20 protein-coding genes and 1 tRNA gene are annotated in these 19,601 nt (G+C 36.7%); 7 read left to right on the top strand and 14 right to left on the bottom strand.

The features are described 5' to 3' along the window. Window positions 1-4: 4 nt before the first annotated feature. The 5 genes from cas7c to U5921_RS10500 all read right to left on the bottom strand — a co-directional run bounded on the left by cas7c (window position 5) and on the right by U5921_RS10500 (window position 6,424). Window positions 5-919 carry a type I-C CRISPR-associated protein Cas7/Csd2 gene (cas7c, locus tag U5921_RS10520; RefSeq protein ID WP_324823124.1) on the bottom strand — a complete coding sequence of 305 codons (915 nt, stop codon included), beginning with the start codon at window positions 917-919 and terminating at the stop codon, window positions 5-7. Window position 920: 1 nt separating this feature from the next. Then, the gene (cas8c, locus tag U5921_RS10515) at window positions 921-2,711 is read right to left on the bottom strand and encodes a type I-C CRISPR-associated protein Cas8c/Csd1 (protein ID WP_324823122.1); all 1,791 of its coding nucleotides are present in this window, start codon (window positions 2,709-2,711) and stop codon (window positions 921-923) included. Then, on the bottom strand, window positions 2,708-3,367 hold the full coding sequence (cas5c, locus tag U5921_RS10510; RefSeq protein WP_324823120.1) for a type I-C CRISPR-associated protein Cas5c: 660 nt from the start codon (window positions 3,365-3,367) through the stop codon (window positions 2,708-2,710). The genes cas8c and cas5c overlap by 4 nt, the downstream gene beginning before the upstream one ends. A 37-nt stretch (window positions 3,368-3,404) precedes the next feature. Further along, window positions 3,405-5,660, bottom strand: coding sequence for a CRISPR-associated helicase Cas3' (gene cas3, locus U5921_RS10505; protein WP_324825986.1), 2,256 nt, complete (start codon window positions 5,658-5,660; stop codon window positions 3,405-3,407). A 209-nt stretch (window positions 5,661-5,869) separates the two neighbouring features. Beyond that, a complete protein-coding gene (locus U5921_RS10500; RefSeq protein WP_324823118.1) occupies window positions 5,870-6,424 on the bottom strand; it encodes a hypothetical protein in 555 nt (184 codons plus the stop codon). A gap of 165 nt (window positions 6,425-6,589) precedes the next feature. Here U5921_RS10500 and U5921_RS10495 point away from each other — a divergent pair. Then, window positions 6,590-6,666 (top strand) — tRNA-Arg (locus U5921_RS10495). A 334-nt stretch (window positions 6,667-7,000) separates the two neighbouring features. Here U5921_RS10495 and U5921_RS10490 read toward each other — a convergent pair. Beyond that, complete coding sequence (locus U5921_RS10490) at window positions 7,001-7,330, bottom strand: helix-turn-helix domain-containing protein (RefSeq protein WP_324823116.1); 330 nt, start codon at window positions 7,328-7,330, stop codon at window positions 7,001-7,003. A gap of 451 nt (window positions 7,331-7,781) precedes the next feature. Here U5921_RS10490 and U5921_RS10485 point away from each other — a divergent pair, with 451 nt between their 5' ends. Further along, a complete protein-coding gene (locus U5921_RS10485; protein ID WP_324823114.1) occupies window positions 7,782-8,231 on the top strand; it encodes a hypothetical protein in 450 nt (149 codons plus the stop codon). Between the two features lie 90 nt (window positions 8,232-8,321). Here the strand turns inward: U5921_RS10485 and U5921_RS10480 are convergent, their stop codons facing one another. The 6 genes from U5921_RS10480 to U5921_RS10455 form a co-directional block, all read right to left on the bottom strand. Beyond that, window positions 8,322-9,665 carry a hypothetical protein gene (locus tag U5921_RS10480; protein WP_324823112.1) on the bottom strand — a complete coding sequence of 448 codons (1,344 nt, stop codon included), beginning with the start codon at window positions 9,663-9,665 and terminating at the stop codon, window positions 8,322-8,324. Window positions 9,666-9,736: 71 nt separating this feature from the next. Beyond that, window positions 9,737-10,741: an S-layer homology domain-containing protein gene (locus tag U5921_RS10475; RefSeq protein ID WP_324823110.1), complete on the bottom strand. Its 1,005-nt coding sequence runs from the start codon at window positions 10,739-10,741 to the stop codon at window positions 9,737-9,739. A gap of 124 nt (window positions 10,742-10,865) precedes the next feature. Further along, window positions 10,866-11,144, bottom strand: coding sequence for a hypothetical protein (locus U5921_RS10470; RefSeq protein ID WP_324823108.1), 279 nt, complete (start codon window positions 11,142-11,144; stop codon window positions 10,866-10,868). 360 nt (window positions 11,145-11,504) lie between these two features. Further along, the gene (locus tag U5921_RS10465) at window positions 11,505-11,858 is read right to left on the bottom strand and encodes a hypothetical protein (RefSeq protein WP_324823106.1); all 354 of its coding nucleotides are present in this window, start codon (window positions 11,856-11,858) and stop codon (window positions 11,505-11,507) included. Between the two features lie 12 nt (window positions 11,859-11,870). Further along, window positions 11,871-12,062 carry a hypothetical protein gene (locus U5921_RS10460; protein ID WP_324823104.1) on the bottom strand — a complete coding sequence of 64 codons (192 nt, stop codon included), beginning with the start codon at window positions 12,060-12,062 and terminating at the stop codon, window positions 11,871-11,873. A gap of 2 nt (window positions 12,063-12,064) precedes the next feature. Next, window positions 12,065-12,271 carry a helix-turn-helix transcriptional regulator gene (locus U5921_RS10455; RefSeq protein ID WP_324823102.1) on the bottom strand — a complete coding sequence of 69 codons (207 nt, stop codon included), beginning with the start codon at window positions 12,269-12,271 and terminating at the stop codon, window positions 12,065-12,067. Between the two features lie 197 nt (window positions 12,272-12,468). Here U5921_RS10455 and U5921_RS10450 point away from each other — a divergent pair, with 197 nt between their 5' ends. The 5 genes from U5921_RS10450 to U5921_RS10430 all read left to right on the top strand — a co-directional run bounded on the left by U5921_RS10450 (window position 12,469) and on the right by U5921_RS10430 (window position 16,311). Then, on the top strand, window positions 12,469-12,984 hold the full coding sequence (locus U5921_RS10450) for a helix-turn-helix transcriptional regulator (RefSeq protein ID WP_324823100.1): 516 nt from the start codon (window positions 12,469-12,471) through the stop codon (window positions 12,982-12,984). Between the two features lie 3 nt (window positions 12,985-12,987). Next, complete coding sequence (locus U5921_RS10445; protein WP_324823098.1) at window positions 12,988-14,166, top strand: site-specific integrase; 1,179 nt, start codon at window positions 12,988-12,990, stop codon at window positions 14,164-14,166. A gap of 627 nt (window positions 14,167-14,793) precedes the next feature. Continuing rightward, on the top strand, window positions 14,794-15,105 hold the full coding sequence (locus U5921_RS10440; protein WP_324823096.1) for a hypothetical protein: 312 nt from the start codon (window positions 14,794-14,796) through the stop codon (window positions 15,103-15,105). 139 nt (window positions 15,106-15,244) lie between these two features. Then, window positions 15,245-15,982: an AzlC family ABC transporter permease gene (locus U5921_RS10435; protein WP_324823094.1), complete on the top strand. Its 738-nt coding sequence runs from the start codon at window positions 15,245-15,247 to the stop codon at window positions 15,980-15,982. Then, the gene (locus U5921_RS10430) at window positions 15,982-16,311 is read left to right on the top strand and encodes a branched-chain amino acid transporter permease (RefSeq protein WP_324823092.1); all 330 of its coding nucleotides are present in this window, start codon (window positions 15,982-15,984) and stop codon (window positions 16,309-16,311) included. Before U5921_RS10435 ends, U5921_RS10430 begins: the two co-directional genes overlap by 1 nt. Window positions 16,312-16,412: 101 nt before the next feature. Here U5921_RS10430 and U5921_RS10425 read toward each other — a convergent pair whose 3' ends face one another. Together U5921_RS10425 and U5921_RS10420 are read right to left on the bottom strand one after the other, a co-directional pair. Then, the gene (locus U5921_RS10425; RefSeq protein ID WP_324823090.1) at window positions 16,413-17,453 is read right to left on the bottom strand and encodes a glycosyl hydrolase family 18 protein; all 1,041 of its coding nucleotides are present in this window, start codon (window positions 17,451-17,453) and stop codon (window positions 16,413-16,415) included. An 83-nt stretch (window positions 17,454-17,536) separates the two neighbouring features. Beyond that, complete coding sequence (locus tag U5921_RS10420; protein WP_324823088.1) at window positions 17,537-19,600, bottom strand: M56 family metallopeptidase; 2,064 nt, start codon at window positions 19,598-19,600, stop codon at window positions 17,537-17,539. Between the last annotated feature and the right edge of the window lies 1 nt (window position 19,601).

The raw sequence follows: 19,601 nt of genomic DNA, 5'->3' as shown, positions 1-19,601 counted from the left end.
TGTCCTAGAGCTTTCGAATGCAGGTCACTCCGTCAGGAATCATCTCTTCTTCAATCTTGACCTCATAATCCGCATAACGGCGTGCCAGCTCTCTATCTGGTTTTCTTTGCACAAGAACCGTATCAAATAGCTTATGCGACGGCGCATTTCCGAGCTCGCTGTCGTGTTTGAATACAATCAGTTCACGAACCGCCATTTTACCTCTTGCTGCAGAATGGTCATGTTCAAACATGTTAATGACAGCTTCCCAAAGCAGTTCTAAATCTTCCTCTGAAAATCCAGTTGATTTTTGTGCTAAATTAGCTGACACATATCCCTCTGCACGGTACAAAGCATACGGTACGATATGCTTTCTTCCCATCTCAGTTCCCTTCTTTTCCGCGTCCGCTTCTGTGGTAATAGCAACACGAGTAATTGTTACTTCCTGTGGGAGAATCGGGTCAATGCTCCTTGCAAATCCAAGCTGCACCGGTCCTCTCACCTGTCCGCAATTCAAGGCCGCTTTCACAAAGGTCGTCATCACGGCACCAAAGGTACGGATATCATAGAAGTTTCGGCACATAAAGTCTCTAATTTTACGATCCAAATCTGCATCTTTCTTCTTTGCTTCCTTCAGTCCATCCGCTATCTTTTTATCTTCGCCATCCGTTCCGATGCCCAGATACGTGCAGGCTGTTCTATCACTCCGATTAAGCGGTACTCTTTCCTTTATGTATATCTGATACCCTTCACTGCCGTCTTTTACCGTTTCAATGTAATTCCGAATCTTCCTTTTCAGGCAAACATCAGTCACAATCCCATACCCCGTTTCCGGATCAATGCGAGGCATATTTCCTGCATCCGGGTCCCCATTTGGGTTTCCATTTTCCACATCGAAAAGAACTACAAACTCATACCTGTTCTTAATTGCTTCGCTCATTTTATTTTTCCTCCTTCTTTTTCCCCTCAAAACGTTTTTGTGTCTGATGATAATACCCTAAAATAAAAACTCCCTGCTCCTCCAGCGATAGACGCTTCGGCAGCGGATTATTCCCCATTTCTATTAGGTTTGTCAATTCGCCAATCGACTGTTCAAAGTAAATACGCATCCCCGTATTGTCTACTTTGCGAATGTGATTGTTATACAGCTTTAGCAGCACCGGAAAGATAACAGCCGGTGTTGCACAAGCAGAATTAAAATATCGATCCTTGATTGTGCTGTTCAAGTTCCCGCCGGAAGCTTTCTGCTGTACACCTTCTAATACTGAAAATAATCTGCCTAACACATAAGGCAAGTATTTGCTGGATTCATTCAACCCCACGGTAAGTACCTCCTTCATTAATTGATCTGCACTGTTTCGCATTAAATACGCCTTTATAATTGCTGCTCTTCCTCTTGTAATTTTTTTTATTCTCCTGTCTGTATCATCCTGATCGGCACGGATACGCATCATCACCGCATTCAGTAGGCTTCTTGGATAGACCCCTCCGTTAAGGATTGCCCGCAGCACGGCACCGGCCATAACAGGAGAAGGGGTTTTTTCTCTTGAATTTTTATTGACTGTCTCCTGAAGCAGATTCCAAACGGATAAGTACTCCCTGCTGTCATATTCTGGTCTTATGATTTCTAAGCGCTGGTAATGCTCCTTCAAGTGACAAAGCAAGGTTCCAAAGCTGTCTCTTATAAAAAAGCGTACTGACAAACGCGCTGCATTGGGTGCCAGCCCTAGGACATAAAATGGTACAGCCAGGTTTAACTCGGCTCCTTCAAAATCCAAGAAATACCCGTTTGCAACTTTGTCAAACACTGATTTTAGCTGATTTTCCGTTTCTTCTTTTGGCTCCAATGACATTAAGAATACATCCTTATAAACAGGTTCGGCTTTCTCCGCCCAATACACAACTGTACTATCTCCTACAATCTGCATATGCTTCCGATCTTCTATCAGATGATTCAATGCGGTTCCATAAGCAAATGCGGCATATTCACTGACCGGAGCGTTCAGCCCCTGTCCATTCTTTTTTCCATGTCGTCCAAAGGATTCGTAAGCATCATCGTTAAACGATACGATTGAAGCACCGCTCGATTGTGCGTCCTTTACGCCCTTGATCGATGGATGAAGCTTGGCAACCGGCAGTTTTTCTCCCGTTACCAAACACTGCATAAGCAAACCACTTCCGTTATCCTTTTTATACTGCTTCCATGCTTCTTTTAAAGAACCTGCTTCTTGTGCAGGCTTTGTCCCATCAATTAAAAATATCAGATTTCCTTCCTTAACCAATTCATCCAGATAACCTTGCAGAACCTCACATTCCTCCGCCATTTCCGGATTCCAGCTCTCAAAAAAATTTTTGACAGCCAAGGCTTCTTCACTCTCTATATCCTGCAATATATTCAAATGAAGCTTCTTTGCACTTTCAAAGCATTCTCGGGCTCTCTTTGGTTTTCCTTTATCGTCCACTCCTAAAAAGTAGGAAGAAGTATCGCATAAAAAATTCGGTGCAACGCCGGACGAACGTTTTAACTGCTCGGGTACTTTTACACGCCTTGGCAGCAGTACCGTTTTTTTCCCTCTCTGCTCTGATACTTTCAACGTAATAATTCCCTTTAAAGTTCCCTCCATATCAATATGTAGTCCGTAAGAAACCTTTGCCATGCTAAAACCTAGTTCTGTTATTTCACCAATCTCAGCCAATGATTCATAATGCTTTGTCAATGCCTGCAATATCATCGAAACACCTCACAATCTGAAAAATCGATCACTCCGTTTTTCATCACAGTACGAACAAACATCGGCTGAATATCCTGTAAATTTGAATAATCCATATCGTAAAGAACAAAACCCAGATCTCTTTCCTCATTGGAATAAGCCGTCTCTATGTCCTCTGCTTCACAAAGCCGAAATTGTACCGGAAACTCTCTGCACCCGAAATAAGGCTGCGAATAGCATTGTCCATTCCTCAAGCGACGACTGGCAATTGCATAAAATTTTTCTCTGCTATCCCGTTCTCCTGCCTGATCCGTTAATTCAAAATGTGCTTCAATAACGTAATGTACATCTTTTAAAATCAGAGATGCCCGCTGTTGAATCTCCTCACTCGTGTACATAGCCAACTCATTTTTTGCACCATTCATTACGGTATGTGCATTTCTTGATGATAGCTTCGATTTCACTTCATTTCTCCGAATATTTGTAAATTGGATCTCTTTCAGTACATAAATTCGGTCAATAACCCATTTCAATCCTGGATGCCAATAAATCGATTCCAGAATTCCTCTGGCTGCCGAAGCAGTCATAACATCGTAGCTGACGCGCTCAGTTTTCATTTCTGGTCTTGTAAACAAGGCATAATCGCCCCATACTTCCACACGGACTCCGTAGCCCATACCATCCCTTCCTTTCTTTTTATAATTTTATAAAGCACTATATAAAAACACCTCGACCTTCGTCTAACAGAATCTGCAATCCGGTCTTTTTATCATAACTCTCCATATCATTCAGTATCGCCACCCCCTCGTCTAAAACATCAACTCTTCCAAGCTTTTGCAGCTCCTTAAAGTGATTTTCATAAATATTTACCGAATACATACCAATCTTTCGAAACAGCGTTCTCGTACGTTCTTTGCTGCGAAGACGATACTCTAGCTGAATTGCTTCCTCTTCCGATGGTTCAGGGATAAAGACGACTTTCGTATCCTGTTCAATCAGGTGAACCATTTTTGCCACTTCCTCAAAAGGCATCTCACTGCCGCAAAGTCCTTTTTCAAATGCCGAAAGCACCGCTTTCTTGTCCAATTCATCTTCCTTAATTTGATGCAGTAAATCAAAGTAAAATTGGATTGCCTGCGGTGATGCGATATCTTCAAATTTCTCTTCTGTTACAGAGGCAATTTCCAGTGGCTGCCGTAAACTATATGGCTGATTTTTTGAAAATTCCTCTTCTGCTGAAAAAAGGAAAACGATGCTGCCTTCACAAGGACGTTTTTTCTCCCTGTTACAACGTCCGGCAGCCTGTATCTCAGAGTCCAACCCAGCCTTTTCTCTATAAACGACCGGAAAGTCGACATCAACTCCTGCTTCAATTAAGCTAGTTGCAATCACTCTGCAAACTTGCCCGTTTTTCAGGTGATTCCGCACTTCGTCGAGAACTTGCCTTCGATGTTTAGGATACATAAGTGTTGATAAATGAAATACCCCGTCTTTCGGTAAATCCTTATAGATTGCCTGCGCAAACTTTCTTGTATTCACAATACAAAGTACCTGATCTTCTCTTCCGATTTTTTCTACAATTGCGTCCTTACTACATGCACCTAAATCTTGAAAACTTGTCCGCCGGAAAAATTGATATAATTTCTCTGTATCCGGACAAATCTCTTGACATTTTAGGTTTGGTGCCACATATTCAAACAATTTTCCCAATGAAGGCTGCGTTGCAGTGCACAGGACAGCCGTACATCCATAATTGCTTACCAATTCAGAGATAGCCGCTGTGCAAGGGAGCAAATATGGCAGTGGCAGCATCTGTGCTTCATCAAATATGATACTGCTGTTAGCGACATTATGTAACTTTCTGCACTTCGATGATTTATTTGAAAAGAAGGATTCAAAGAATTGTACATTTGTTGTCACAATCACAGGTACATCCCAATTTTCTGTTGCCAGCTTCTGCTTGGCTAAACGTGTGTCCACATCTTTCTCATCTTCGTCATAAACAATATTAGCATGGTGTTCCAATACATTTTCTTCCCCTAAAATTTCCCGAAAAACGTTCGCAGTCTGCTCAATGATGCTCGTATAGGGGATTACATAAATAATACGTTTGATTTTGTTTTTTTGCTCTGCTGCATGGTGTAATGCAAAAGCAAGCGACGATACAGTCTTTCCCCCTCCGGTCGGTACCGTTAAAGTAAAGAGTCCTTTCTCCCTTCTCCCCGCTTCTATACAATTTTTCAGAATGTCGCACCGTTTTTGATTCAGCTCATTTTTCGCATCCCACCATTGAGAAATATGAACGTCCAAGCGTTCTCTCAAACGATTCAGTGTATCGTAACCGTCACGCTGTACCTCTCCTTTTGACATAAATTTTTCCGTATCTAAAAAATCAGCGTCTACCAAGCACGAGTACAGCATTCGGATAAAAAAAGAAACACTAAACTGTGGATTTGCAAGAGGCGTTATACGCGGACGTCCGAAAGCTTTAACAATATCCCCTACTGTATATAATGGATTCAAGTTTGCTGTTTTTGACATGCATTCTGAATTTTTTACAAATAATTCATTTTTGTAATCTTCATAGCAGGGAAGATTCTTTCTTTTCAGTCTTGCGTATAAGGTTGGCTCCTGCTGTGTATCTGTTTTATTTCCTCCGTTTGGCAGTCCACTATGATGACCTGCAATACAATAGGAAGCAATCTTCCCGTATGGAGACAGCTTTGATGCTTCCTGTGCTCCTGCCGTAGAGTGATCCACCTTTTGGGTTTGAAAGCGAATCCTTTCCTGAAATTCTTGAGAATACTTCCCGATATCGTGCAGCATTCCCAAGCCTTTTCCCCAATCTCCGCTCCCAAATTCCGAGGCAAAAACTTCCGCTAAGCTTGCGGTCCCTTCCAAATGATCTATGAGAGACTGCTTCTCCCCATCTTCTCTGGTATGTGCGATAAACTCTGTATATTTTTTCATTACTTCCAAAATTCCCCCTATATCCCCATTTTATACGAAATATTTTAAAAATTCAATATTCAATTAATTCAAATAATAATTATAAAAAAACATATCAAAATCACATTTTTCATCGATTTTTTGCTTAATGCTCCCATTCTATCCACCTACTACTCATTGCATAATATCTTTCGAATCAATCACTTTTCATACCCTCTCGCAGCTTCTTTTTAAAAGAAATTTCTGTAAGCAGACTCTTCATTTTGTTCACTATCCTCTTTGCAAGCATCATCAGTTAGAGCCTCATTCTTTTGGCTTTCATTCCCTGGCTTCTCACAATCCCCTGTTTCTTCCTCTCTAATCTGAATTGCGCCAACTGTGACAGCGCCAACTACCACAATTTTAACAAGTTTTTTCACACCTCTTTTTACACGTTTCTTGTCTCGCATCCGTATACCTTCTGCAATTTCCCCTCCTTGTACCGCTACTGTCTTAATATTGTTTCCAACATTTCCGATTACCGACATGCCCGCTTCCTTTAATTCTTCTTTTCCGGAACAGATTCGCCCCGGTTTTTTCTGAACGGTACCGGAAAGAACTTTCGCAGTACCACTAGCAGCTCCCCCTGCAATCTTTCCAGTTAAAATCGTTGAATCAACAATGCTTTCTCCGATTTCATCTACAAGCTTTTTTCCAGTCATTTTTCCGATTAAAGAAACAGTCCCTCCGATCACGCCTCCAACTACAGCCCCTGTAATAATTCCCGCTTTTTTTATCTTGTTCATCCCGCTGTCCTCTCTCTCTTTATAAATAAACGCTAAATTTCGCTATTTTATTGCACCTTTCGCATATTTAAGAAAAAATTTACATTCTTTTTTATATTATACAACTTTTCCTCTTTACAAACTCATTATTTTTGTTGTATAATAATTCTTGCAGTGCGAAAGCATGCGCCCATAGCTCAATTGGATAGAGTAGCGCACTACGAATGCGAAGGTTGGGAGTTCGAGTCTCTTTGGGCGCACCAAAAGAGTGTCACGATTGTGGCACTTTTTTTATTTTCCGTTGAAAATTCAACGTTTAATTATCATTTTTATCTTTAAATTCCTTTTATTATTTTTTGTTCAATTTTTTTATTTTTTATTATCTTTCAGTACCTTTTGGGGGAAAAATCGGGGAACATGTTTTTTCTATATCTATTGAAATTCCAACATCTTTATATATTACTCAACACCAGTCATATTTATTAAATATTCTCCCATATAAACAAGCTTAATTTTATACCAAATCTATTTTCCTTATTAATTCGACCTATTTATCATGATAGAAAAAACGTCATGCTTAAATCGAAAAATTAAGCGTTATTTCAATTTTATTATAATAGGTGCTGCTTTCTGTTGATTAGCATAACGTTTTAAATGAGATCGAATAGTCGTGTCCGTTACCCCCATTCTTTTTGCAATCTGTCTAATGCTAACACCGTTTTCCTTCAATCTCAGAATCTCTTTAATATCAATACAAAGTTCTTTTCTCCCATTTTGATTTTTTTTAAACTTTTCATATTTCTCTTTGCTTTGTAATAATGAAATATATTCATCTCTTGATATGATGATCCACGGATAATCTAGTTGATTGAATTGCGCTCTAACCGTTTCATTTTCTAAGCTATGTAATATGTTATCTAGTTTCAAAATTGCCACCTCCTATTAAGTGCAATTTTAACGTATAGTTTCATTTTTAGCAATGCAATTTTAACGTTAATTTATGTATTATTATTTTAATTTTTTATAAACTATCCGAACGGAAAAATTTAAACGGATAGTTGGGTCGGATAGTTCCTTTTCTTTCCTGCTAGTAAAATTCAATGCCTACCGAGTTTTAGGAAAATAAAATTTGTTCGCGTAAAAGGACTTGACACCCACCCAAGCCACGCCCCAAAGGGGGCTGCACGGAAGGTAAACCTTCCGGCGGCTATGAGGGGTGTCACTGCCCTGAATAATTTTTATTTTTGCCACATTATAACTCAGCAAATAAAAATTTCTTCTTACTAGAAGAAAAAAAATCAATAAACCTAATATTGCTTTTCATAGTAAAAAATATATAATTGAATTAATTATAAGACAATGAAAGGACGGAAATACTTTGCAATTAATAAATGACTTTCTAAATAATACAGAACTCACTGCTAAAGATACCATTATATTAACCATTATAACTTCGATTATATCCGTATTAGTTATATATTTGTTACGTAAAATCACCTTTTTCTTAAAAAACATTTTTAATTTATTATTTAAATTTTGTGTTTCAAAATTAACTGTGCTTAAAAATAGAATTCTACAATTGATTAAAAGAATAATAAGGCGTTGCAAAGGCATAATACCAGGAAAAGAATATATACGTTTAGAACAAAAACGACTCGATGGTAAACTTCTCTCTAATAAGGAAGAAAGATCTCTTGAAAAATATAAAAATCATTATAAATTTCATCCTCTTGTATTGCCAACAAAAGAACAAGAAGAAACTAAAGAGAAAATTAAATATTTAATAAATAATCCTCCCCCTAATTATCATGATATTTATAAATATTAAAATATACTTTACATAAATTTACACCATGTAATTCAATTAGAATCACATGGTGTAAATTTATGTAGTAGCACAAAACAAAAAATAATCAGTTTATGGTCTTCTATCTACTGTAAAATCATCCTCATACATATTTCCATTGATAGTAATTGTCTTTGGAATAGTCTTACAGAAAGGTATACCATTAACACCCCCACCACTAATTACAATCGATATCGGATGTGCTACAGGCTTCTTTACTGTACCCTTTAAATCTACATTGGTATAGATCTTACGCTCCTTTATTTCACTAATACGATTTTTTGCACAAGTAAATTTTGATGTTGTCGCAGTGGATGATGATTTTTTAAGCTGAATGGTTTTAAACTGTGTTCCTAATCGATTTTTAACAAACCATCCCGTCTTTACTTCCGCTGCTGCCGGTGGTATCGGTTTCTTTTCATTGACCTTTGTCCTACTTTTACCGCACACTCCTTTGTTGCTGATTTGTCCGGTTGAAATACTATTGTTTACTATTACTTCAAAACCATATCCGGATTTCAACTCATCCGGTGAGACAATTGCATTAGTTTTTAATGCAGTCTGATAAGTATACACATGCCTGCAGGTATGTCCAGGACAACCGCCACCCATCAGACAACCACTACAATAATACGTATGAGCCTTTGTCTCTGACCATTTAATTACCGAACTGCAACCTTGTGTATCCGGTGGTGCTGTTGGCTGTTCCGGCTCTACAAATGGGGGACGATAACAACCACACTCCTTTGTACCCCATTTATCACAAGTCTCTGCAGAACATTTTGTACCATCGTGCAATGCACATTTTCCGCATACTGAGCATTTTGTTACATCCCATTCGATAATATAAGGTGTAAAATAAAGTTGTCCATTTGTATCATCAGCCAAAGTATTATTTCTTGCATAACTAAAGAATTTTTCCATTTCTGGCGAAACATAACCTAAAAGATCCCGTACTTCCTGTTCATTCTTTTTTCGTAATTGATTAGCAACATCATAAAGTCGTTTTGACTGAAGTTTAAATTGATACGAATATGTGATTTCACCATTTTCATCAGGCTTAGTTTTTAATCTTATATCAAGTTCCGAGCCAGCATATGGCATATATGCTTTATCATATGCAGTTCTTTCTCTTGCACCCTCCGTAGCTTTTTCTGGATCAAACGATTTCCTATTATAAGGATAAATTTTCACATTCTTCGCACCTTTTCCCAATTTGGCACTAGTGTTAATCGTATATAAATCCATCGGAGCTGCCGGATCCCATACTTTACCTTTACTACACCAAATAAAAGTAACTCCGGTGACAAACCTCGTATGTTTCTCTGTCTTTATAGGTTCTGCTGCAAACGCAGATATGTTTGATAATATAACCATGATAAAGCTTAACCATATGCAAAACATTCTTTTTATCATTTTTCCATCCTTTCTTTGCAAAAGAACATCGTTTGCTTTCACAGACGATGTTTCTCTTTCAAATAGTACTATTATTTTTTAAATGGATTCGGAATTAAAGTCAGCACCGGATTTACACTATCGTAGCTACCAATGTAGTCCACTTTTGTAATGTCTATCGGCAAACGTCCCTGCATATTTTCTTTGTGTAACAACAATTCATATTCCACTGCATAACGTCCATCCGTCATTTTAATGCAACCAAAAGAATCAACTACTTTTCCGTCTATTATAAAACAATCTAAACCCGGATCATTCATAATGACATGCTTTGAAAACTCATCTTCACCCAACTCCATATTCCAAAGCTTCGGATCAGAGATTACATAAGTGGTAAGATGATCTCCAAAGAAAATATCCTGTGGATTAGTAATAATGTCCTTAACTGCCCCTGTCTTATCTTTCTCTACCACTTTTCCCGTAGTACGGTCTTTCGGCTCAAGCATCCTTGTAAGCATGGAGCAAACCTCAGCTCTTGTTGCAGTCTTACTTCCCCCAAAGGTTCCATCCGGATAACCTGATATGATACCTTTTCCATAAGCTTGCAAAATATAAGGCTTGCAATAATCGCACATTTCTGCATAATCTTTTAGTTCAGATTGAAATTTATCTGCATCCGCAAGAAGCTCTTCTTTTAATACTTTTTCTGTTGTCCTTGCTATAACAACTGCCATCTTCTGACGTGTAATCGGTTTATTCCAGTCCGACTCCTGCATTTCATCACCAAGCAACATTTCATTTTTCTTAGCTGCTTTGAAATAACCACTTGCCCAATGTTTTGCTGTCTTTTCCTGTTTTCCAATTGTTGCTCCGACAATGGTGGTTATAAACTCAGCATTTGTCATAGTATTATTGGGTCGGAATGTATTATCCGGATATCCGGAAATACCCCCTCTATCAACCATTTTACTCATATATGGATAATACCAAGCATTTACCTTTGTATCTTTAAAATTTGGTTGTGCTGCAAACACTCCAATGCTACTTGATAACGCTAAAATAGCAGTAATTAAGAATATACTAATCTTCTTCAACATATCTATTCTCCTTTTTATCTATAACATAAAACTAATTTTCTATTATTACCAATTATATCATATTTTTTTCATATTCATTTCTAACCTTCAAGAACTATCAAATATCACAGTTTCACTCCATTCTTTATATATTCTTGATTAAAGATGCACCCATTAAAAAGCCTTTGTGAAAACCTATAAAACAAGCTTGAAATTCAATTTCTGAAACTAGATATTCAATTTCAATGTTAAGCTTATGGATATATTCTGTTGTTCTGCTATCTATATCCAATCTTTTAAAATTTTCAAAATGCTCGCCTATTTCACGAAGATTAAATTCTAATTTTCCATCTTCCAACAAATCAACACACTCTTCGTCTTCGAAAATTGCTTTGATTAATGCGTCTATCATACTAGTTTTCATATTAAGAACACTTTCCTTTCTCTGTGCCTTGCCTTGTATAACTAGATTGTCTATAATTAACATTGCAAGGCTTAACTGCTTTGTATAGTAATTGGGCTGTTTTCTTTCCGGAGAGTTGCCCAATTATTTTTATTTGGTAAAAAATGTATTTCGCTGACTACCAAGTAGTCATGCAAACATCTAATCTTGACTACTTGGTAGTCATGTTATTCAATTTTATTAATCTTACTTGACTACTAAGTATTCAAGTCAAATTTAATTGAAACGCTCATTTTTCAACGATTACGTATAATATTTTCACTACAAAAACACCGCTTTGCTTGACTACTAAGTAGTCACATATACTATATATAGCCATACCTATTGCTTTATTTGTTCACGCCATCGACAAGAAAATGAATAAATAGTAGGCATCCTTAAATGTGCTCTATTTACTCTGACATCAATAAAGCCTTTATCAATTAATTCTTTTAATGCCAATTGGAACCCCCTCTTAGATATAATGGTTTTATATTTACTGTATGGAAATTCAAAATCCTTCTTACCAGCACTTTCCAAATACATATAGACCAAAATATGAAAAGTAGCATGTGATAAATTTAGAACCGCTTCATTAAGTAATAATGAATTTCCTAATCTTATGTACCTTTGCTCAATACCATTATTCTTTGTTGTACTCCAAGGTGGAAAAGGCGTTTTCTTTGTCCTTGCCATAAATTATCACGCTCACTGCTCAGTGGGTTCACGTAAAAATCGCTCTAACAAGTCCATATTGATTAAAAATTTACTTCCCGACTTTTTTGACGGTATTTGACCAGTTGTTACCAGCGATCTAATATAATACTTTGTTATGCACGTATTCTGATCAGCTTTCTTTATCTCCTTTGCTGCTTGTTCAATTGTTCTCATTCTTACCATCTTTATACCTCATCTTTCTTTATTATTTCTTCTACTGGAACTTCTAATGCTCTTGCTATTTTCCCAATAGTTTGTGGACGAGTATTTCTTTTACCTTGAATAGCCAATGTAACAGAAGTGCGAGTTAACCCTGTTGCATCACAAACATCATTAATTAGAAGATTTTTATTTGCAAGGCATATTTCAAATCTTCGTTTATCAATTTTCATATTTCAACCTCCATTTAGATATTTATGTATCTGTTTTATGTTTATATTAGATAATATTTTATCTTTACTAAACATTATCAGATAATATTTTATCTGTCAATGATAATTATGAATACTTTTATATACATTTGAACTAAATTTGATATAATAAAAGATAACAATAATTAATTTACATTGATTAATAATGGAGGTTTTCTATGTCAATCAATAAAAAAAAATATGAGAAAGTAGGATTAATTTTAAGAGAATATAGAAAAAAAATCGGTATAACACAAAAAGAGTTAGCAGAAAGGATAAATCTTTCTGAAGCAAGTATTAAAAAATTTGAATATGGAGAAATATTACCAAAACTTGAATATATATTTCGCCTTTCTTCAATCTTAAATTTTAAATTAAATGATCTTTTTGTATTATTAGAACCATATACGGAAGATTATCCATCTCTGACGTCATTATTTTTTGAAAAAGATACAGATTTTATAAATTACCTAACGTCAATAGGAATTCATATAAGTGGATTAAGCAATACTACCGACACTGACCCTACGACTAATGTTACTATTGGCAAACCTACTAGTAATAGAGGTATTTACAATTACGAAAGTAGTCCGACTATGCAAATAAAAGTTACAGACTTTGAAAAAATTGAAAAGGAAACATCTAATTATATTAGAACACTTTTCCAACTACTGACAGAAAAAAAAGGAAATTAATATATGGCAAGTAAAACAAATTGTATCAAAAACGGCATTCCATACTTTCGCATCCGGCGTACAATTGGAAAAAAACTAAATAACAAGGGGCTTTGGGTTGATGATATTAAAGAGTTTTACGGTAAAAATAAAAAAGAAGCTGAGGCAAAGTATGAAGAGTTCAAGAAAAAACGACATGCAGGGCTTTCATCTGAGAAACAATTTTTTGGTATTATGTCAGATTTCTTTGTCTACAGTATCCTTATGAATGACAGCCGCTTTTCTTCTGGTACAAAAGAACGTTATGAGGAAGTATACCGAAACTACATTAAGCCTAGTAAAATTGCTGGATTACCTTTGACAGAAATCTTTAGCTTAGATTTGCAGAATTTATATAATGCTTTAGACTGTACCAATGCGACCCTTCGCAGTATTCACAACGTAATGAAACACTTTTATAAGTATCTAGAAAAAGAAGGCTATTGCAAAGACATTACTGCAAGTATCGTACTTCCAAAAAAGTCGACTGCAAAGAACAAGAAAAAGACAGGACCCCAGGAAGTCATAGTTTGGAGCGATACAGAAATTAGACAAATCGTTCAAGATCTCGGAAATAATCGAATCCGCTTTCTGATTATCCTGGCAATTAATACTGGCTGCCGGATCAGTGAGCTATTAGGATTAGAATATACCGATATCCATGACAGCAAGCTTTATATTACAAAGCAACTTCAGCGTGTGGCCACTATTACCCCAGAGGGAAAGCATCATGAATTAAAACTTGAAAAAACTAAAACAGAAAGTTCCATCCGCAGTATTCCATTAAGTAGTGCTGTACTTGTAGAACTAGAACGCCATAAAAACTGGCACACAAAAGAAATGCTTAAAAATGGGTACCAAACAACTTTTATCTTTACCACTAAAAGCGGAAATTTTTGTGATCGACACAATATTAATCGTGCCTGCAGTAGATATTATAGACTGATTGACATCGAAGATAAGAGTTTTCACACCTACCGTCATACATTTTGTACAAATTTATGTAAAAACGGCGTTCCTCTACAAATTGCTTATAAGCTAATGGGACATTCCAATATTAACGTTACTGCTAAATTTTATACCAATGTGGACGATGAACAGAAGCTGGCCGCTATTACCACTATAGCTCCCCTCATGTTCACAGAAGTCAAAGAAAGCCAATAAAAAATACACCGTTACTATCCTACAATGAGTCAAAACGTGGTGTACTAAGTATTAAATGAATAAAATATTATTTTACTCTATAAAAATTGCACAAAATAATATTTTATGATATAGTGTAAGTATAAAAGGATTACCGCCTGTGGTAGGGCGGCCAGTCCATAACAAGTGTGAACAAAACCGTCTAAACCAAAAGGATTAGGCGGTTTTCAATTATTCCTTACTGTGCAAGCACAGAGAAACAATAGCTACAATCAATAATCCAAGCTGAAATAGCTCTGAATATGTAATCATAACAATCACCCCCTTTGCAGAGAGTGACTAACCGCCGAAGCGGTAATCCTGCGAGCATTGTATCATAAAAGGTCAAATGATGTCTACACTTTGTTTACCCAAGGGGGAATTTTAGGGGAAATCAATTATTTTGCATTGCATATTCATTGAAATTCAAGGGAGTGCAAGCAATATTGTTCCATTGCGAAGGTTGGGAGTTCGAGTCTCTTTGGGCGCACCATAAGAAAAATACAGTTTAGTAGAATAACTTAAACTGTATTTTTCTTTTTTGTATGTTATTATATTAATAGTAAAATAATGATTTTTAATTATATATATTTTCAAAGGAGAATTCGAGTGAAAAAGATAAACTGGAAACTAATAAACGCAGCATTCTGGATAGAAATTATTTTATCCTACATTTTACCTTTTAAAGTAGTTGATGACTTTCAATATATGGTAGGTTTTCCCATACCTTTTCTCTCAGTTTATGATACGAAAATTGGTGTAAATCCTCTTATGTCAATGGCCCTCAATCCTTTCGGATTATTGCTCAACGGGGTTATTATCTATTTAATCCTTTCAATTTCTGTAAAAAAATACTGCAAATTTAAGCACAACAATGCTTATTCTGATATTCAAAGTAAGACAATTGTATCAAAAAAATAAATAGCCTGTGAGAAGCAGTTTTTTAGGACAAGCATACAAAAACAGAAAATTATGTTAATTGCTCGTCCACTTGTTTCTGCTGCATTTTCAGGCTATAATGGCACTATAATCCAATAAAGAATAAAGAAGGTTTACTAATATGAAAAAAGCACTCAAGGCAGCGTTCCCTCACACCGTTCCTATATTGTTAGGCTACCTGTCAATTGGCATTCCGTTTGGATTGCTTCTGCAAAATGCAGGCTACAATGCTCTCTGGGCATTTTTTATGAGTCTAGTTATCTTTTCAGGCTCTATGCAATATCTTGCAGTCGGTATGATGGCATCCGGTCTTGGACTCATTGAAGTTGCTATTATGTCCTTTTTGGTCAATGTACGCTACATGTTCTACGGTTTATCTTTCATTGAACGGTTTAGTAAAATGGGCTGGAAAAAGTATTATATGATTTTTTCTCTGACAGATGAAATCTATTCCCTGCTCTGTTCCGTAAAGGCGCCGAAAGGCGTAGATGAAGATAAATTTTTTGTATCCATTTCCGCTTTATGCCACTCTTATTGGATTGCAGGTTCCGTCATCGGTTCTTTAGCCGGTTCTTTAATCACCTTTAATTCCTCAGGAATGGATTTCGCAATGACTGCATTATTCTTGGTAATTTTCTTAGATCAATGGAGAGATTATCCAACTCACATTCCGGCACTTTTAGGGATCGCCGCAACACTCATCGCCCTCTTTGTTTTCGGAAGAGACAACCTGGCATTGCCAGCTATGCTGCTGATTTTAATCTTACTTTTTGCCGGTCGAACACCAATTCAAAAAAGACTCGTATTTCAGCCGCCAAAAGATGTATCCAATACACAAATTGAACAGGAGGAATTCTAATGACAGTTTCACCGGGCTATGCTTTTGTTATGGTTGCAGTTATGGCCGCAGTCATGCTGGGGCAGCGTGCGACACCCTTCGTTTTATTTAAAAAAGGCACACCAAAATCTATTGATTATATCGGACAGGCACTTCCACCCGCAGTTATGGCCATGCTCATTATATATTCTTTAAAAGCTGTATCCCTTTCTTCTTTTCCCCATGGACTTCCGGAATTGATTGCTCTTGCATTTATAAGCATCGTTCACATATGGAAGCATAACAATCTAATCAGTATTTTAGGCGGAACTATATTATATATGATTTTAATCCAGGTGGTATTTGTATAATACCATCTTTTTATTTGTTTATTTTCATTACGAATAACAACCAATAAGAAAGTACTATATCGTAATTTTATATAAAGGAAAGTGCGAACACACTTCTTCTATCACACAACCTTTTTTACATCGTAATTTTCCTCTATCACTTTCCAATTTTCAGGAAACGGCCAAACCAAATTCCAGTAAGCAACACCAGCAAGCCCATATTCATCTACAAGATTCAACTTTGCCTGAATGCTTCTTGCATCTTCGAACCAAACCTCATGTGGACGTCCTTGCTCGTCGGTATAAGTAAAATAAGGAGCCTGTGCAACCGGATCAAATTGTATCTGTGCTCCCTGCTGCCTTGCCAGTTCCTGGGCATCTACATTAGACAAAATCCTAGCCTTAGATTCGCCCTGTACAAATGGAAGCGTCCAGTCGTACCCATAATTAGGGATTCCCATAAGCAACTTTTCCGGAGGAATTTCAGTGACTGCATAATCCAATACCTCACGCACTTTATTCAATGGTGCAACGGCCATTGGCGGTCCATACGTATATCCCCATTCATAGGTCATCGCTAATACTAAATTTGCGGCTCTTCCAATTGCAGCATAATCATGACCTTCGTATAGAAGTCCTTTTTGATCTGCAAAAACTTTTGGTGCAACGGCAGCACTAACCTGATACCCCTCTTGATTTAAGCGTTCCCTAGTTTTTGCAATAAATGCTGCATATTTATCCTTATAAGGAGCCTCTACATATTCAAAATCAAAATCAACCCCATACAAACCTTTTGCGCGAAGCTCCTGCAATATCTGATCAATCAATTTATTTTGAAGGCTTTCATTATCAAGAATGAGCTCTAAAATATCCGTACGAAAGGTTCCTTCGTCAGTCAATGAAGTCAGTACCATAACCGGTGCTACATTATTTTCTTTTAAAACGCGAACTACTTCCCCGTCGTTCAGCGGCAGCAAATCTCCATTTTCTGTAATTCCATAACTAAATAGATTAATTGCAGTAAGGTCCGGACTTATTTCCCGCAATAGATCCAGATTTACGCTTGGATAAACATACCCATTTACAATAATCTCTCTTCTTGTATCCTGCTGTTTTTTTAATTCATTATGAGTATATGTTTTAGCTGTCACATCATTTTTCATTGCGCGTACCTCCATCAACAATTTATTCATAACATACAGATTTAATGCTAATATTTTTTATTGTGGTATGTGCTGAGAATATCTTACGGCATATATTGTTCAGAAATGCTCTGTACATATCCATCTTTCGTGACAACATGAAATGGAGGTGCCGAGCCACTGAATGACTTTAGATGTTTCAGAAATTCCTCTAATGTAACAGATTGGAGTGCAGTACTCCCCTGCTTTATAACATAATACGAGGTCTCCTCTGTTACTTGGCAAAACATTGGGTAATGATTTGGATTATAGATATAATAGCCGTTCGGTAAGTCCTGCGGATTAACACCCAATTTATTCAACCGTTCTGCATCATTATCAGCAGTCAGCCACTCAATCTGATCCAAATGAAAGGACGACTTGGAATATTTATTTATTTCAAATTTCGAAATATACCCGATATATTGACTTTCCGGCGTCTCAATAAAATCCTCTGCTTTCACAGAATACTGTGCTTTTAAATCATCAATTGAAACAAACTGTCTCAGTTCTCCATTGATAAAATGAAGTGCGACCTGCAATGGCTCGCTTAAATATGATAATTTTCCATTTTCTTTCTCTTGTTGCAGTTCTCGATAATACTCTTTTTGACTTTTTTCTGTACGCGGTGTTTCATAATACAGGTTTCCATTCCCATCCATCCAACGTTCAACACACCAGATTCCTGAATCCCCTTGAACAATCGGCTGAGACAGTAAAAGCTGACAAGTTTCTCCGGTTGATAAAGGGAACTTTACAATGATATGCTCCCCGCTATACGTTTCATAAGGTAAAAGTTTCATCTCTTCAAAAAAAATTTGTAGCGCCGTTTCCTGCCCTGCAATTGTAGTAAAATCAGATTCTCCGCTCCGCATACAGCCTAAATATTCTACGCTGTCACCTTTATGTTTAAATACGAGCATTGGTTTTCCCATACTGCTATCCTCTGTCAGCCAGCCATCAACCGCATTCATCCCCCCTGCCAATGAGACCTTGTCTATATCATCCGGTTTTAATCGATATTCAAGACTCCATATTTCAACTGGTTCAGAAAGAATTTCATCAAACTCTGCCAGTTTTTCAAGCTTTGTTATCTTCGTCTCCACAATCTTAAATTCAGACCACTCCGCACTCTCAAAAGCATCAACTTCTTCCTGAATATATTGTTCTGCATATTCCGTCACCGTCAGCGGTTTTACTTTCGGATTTGATAATAGACCAAAAAACAAAAGTGTAACTGCCAAGATTGCTACAATAACAATCCAAAATGCAGGCTTTTTATAATTTAAGATATTCATAATGCGCCCCTTTATATTATCTTCACCAAAAGCCAACGGATGCCCTCCTATGATCTTTTTCCCCACAGATAAAGACAAAAGTGAAATAGAATAATCCTTTTTTATTTCAGGCCCCATTTTCTTAAGAACACTTTCATCACAGGACAGCTCCATATCTTCGCTCATAAGCCAAAAAGCGATCCATACGAAAGGGTTGAACCAGTGGATACAAAGAATAAAAAATGCAGCTGCTTTGAAAATAGGATCATATCTTTTTATATGTATTTGCTCATGGATTAAAATATATTTTCTCTCTTTTTCTAATAAAGCAACAGGCAAATAAATTCTAGGTTTAAACCATCCTAAAACAAAAGGTGTTCTAATTGTATTGGATTCATAAATATTATCACTGACCCATTTTGCATCTTTTAATTGGGCATACAGTCTTCTCATGGAAACAATGCTGTAAACAAAGAGTGCCACGATCCCAATCATCCACATGACTGTAAAAATTGTAATCCATGTATCCATTAAAGAATGATTACTCACTGTGCCTGACTCCAAGATTCCATGAGAAACCAATGCCGCTTCATTTATCTGAACCCCTGTATGTATTCCTGCTTGATTTGAATATGTAATTTCTGCTTGCAGTCCCTGTATTCTTCTAGGGATTAGGCTAAAGATACTTTCAAATGAAAAAGGTATTATTAAGCGAAAAAAAACAACCGCCCAAAGTATATAAGAAAATATTTTTGATTGTTTCTTTAGAAGCATTCTTGCACAAATTACAACAATTATCACGTACGAGGACAGCAAACTCATATCCAAAATTTCAAGAAATAACTGATCCATT

Origin of the sequence: Sinanaerobacter sp. ZZT-01 (assembly GCF_035621135.1) — a bacterium.
Lineage (GTDB): Bacteria > Bacillota > Clostridia > Peptostreptococcales > Anaerovoracaceae > IOR16.
The sequence above is the reverse complement of the archived record's forward strand: the minus strand, read 5'-3'. Positions and strand labels throughout refer to the sequence as shown.

Bases quoted from the DNA above. Each gene is read 5' to 3' on its own strand.
- cas7c (WP_324823124.1), bottom strand. From the start codon at position 919: ATGAGCGAAGCAATTAAGAACAGGTATGAGTTTGTAGTTCTTTTCGAT.
- cas8c (WP_324823122.1), bottom strand. From the start codon at position 2,711: ATGATATTGCAGGCATTGACAAAGCATTATGAATCATTGGCTGAGATT.
- cas5c (WP_324823120.1), bottom strand. From the start codon at position 3,367: ATGGGCTACGGAGTCCGTGTGGAAGTATGGGGCGATTATGCCTTGTTT.
- cas3 (WP_324825986.1), bottom strand. From the start codon at position 5,660: ATGAAAAAATATACAGAGTTTATCGCACATACCAGAGAAGATGGGGAG.
- U5921_RS10500 (WP_324823118.1), bottom strand. From the start codon at position 6,424: ATGAACAAGATAAAAAAAGCGGGAATTATTACAGGGGCTGTAGTTGGA.
- U5921_RS10480 (WP_324823112.1), bottom strand. From the start codon at position 9,665: ATGATAAAAAGAATGTTTTGCATATGGTTAAGCTTTATCATGGTTATA.
- U5921_RS10475 (WP_324823110.1), bottom strand. From the start codon at position 10,741: ATGTTGAAGAAGATTAGTATATTCTTAATTACTGCTATTTTAGCGTTA.
- U5921_RS10470 (WP_324823108.1), bottom strand. From the start codon at position 11,144: ATGAAAACTAGTATGATAGACGCATTAATCAAAGCAATTTTCGAAGAC.
- U5921_RS10465 (WP_324823106.1), bottom strand. From the start codon at position 11,858: ATGGCAAGGACAAAGAAAACGCCTTTTCCACCTTGGAGTACAACAAAG.
- U5921_RS10460 (WP_324823104.1), bottom strand. From the start codon at position 12,062: ATGGTAAGAATGAGAACAATTGAACAAGCAGCAAAGGAGATAAAGAAA.
- U5921_RS10455 (WP_324823102.1), bottom strand. From the start codon at position 12,271: ATGAAAATTGATAAACGAAGATTTGAAATATGCCTTGCAAATAAAAAT.
- U5921_RS10450 (WP_324823100.1), top strand. From the start codon at position 12,469: ATGTCAATCAATAAAAAAAAATATGAGAAAGTAGGATTAATTTTAAGA.
- U5921_RS10445 (WP_324823098.1), top strand. From the start codon at position 12,988: ATGGCAAGTAAAACAAATTGTATCAAAAACGGCATTCCATACTTTCGC.
- U5921_RS10435 (WP_324823094.1), top strand. From the start codon at position 15,245: ATGAAAAAAGCACTCAAGGCAGCGTTCCCTCACACCGTTCCTATATTG.
- U5921_RS10430 (WP_324823092.1), top strand. From the start codon at position 15,982: ATGACAGTTTCACCGGGCTATGCTTTTGTTATGGTTGCAGTTATGGCC.
- U5921_RS10425 (WP_324823090.1), bottom strand. From the start codon at position 17,453: ATGAAAAATGATGTGACAGCTAAAACATATACTCATAATGAATTAAAA.
- U5921_RS10420 (WP_324823088.1), bottom strand. From the start codon at position 19,600: ATGGATCAGTTATTTCTTGAAATTTTGGATATGAGTTTGCTGTCCTCG.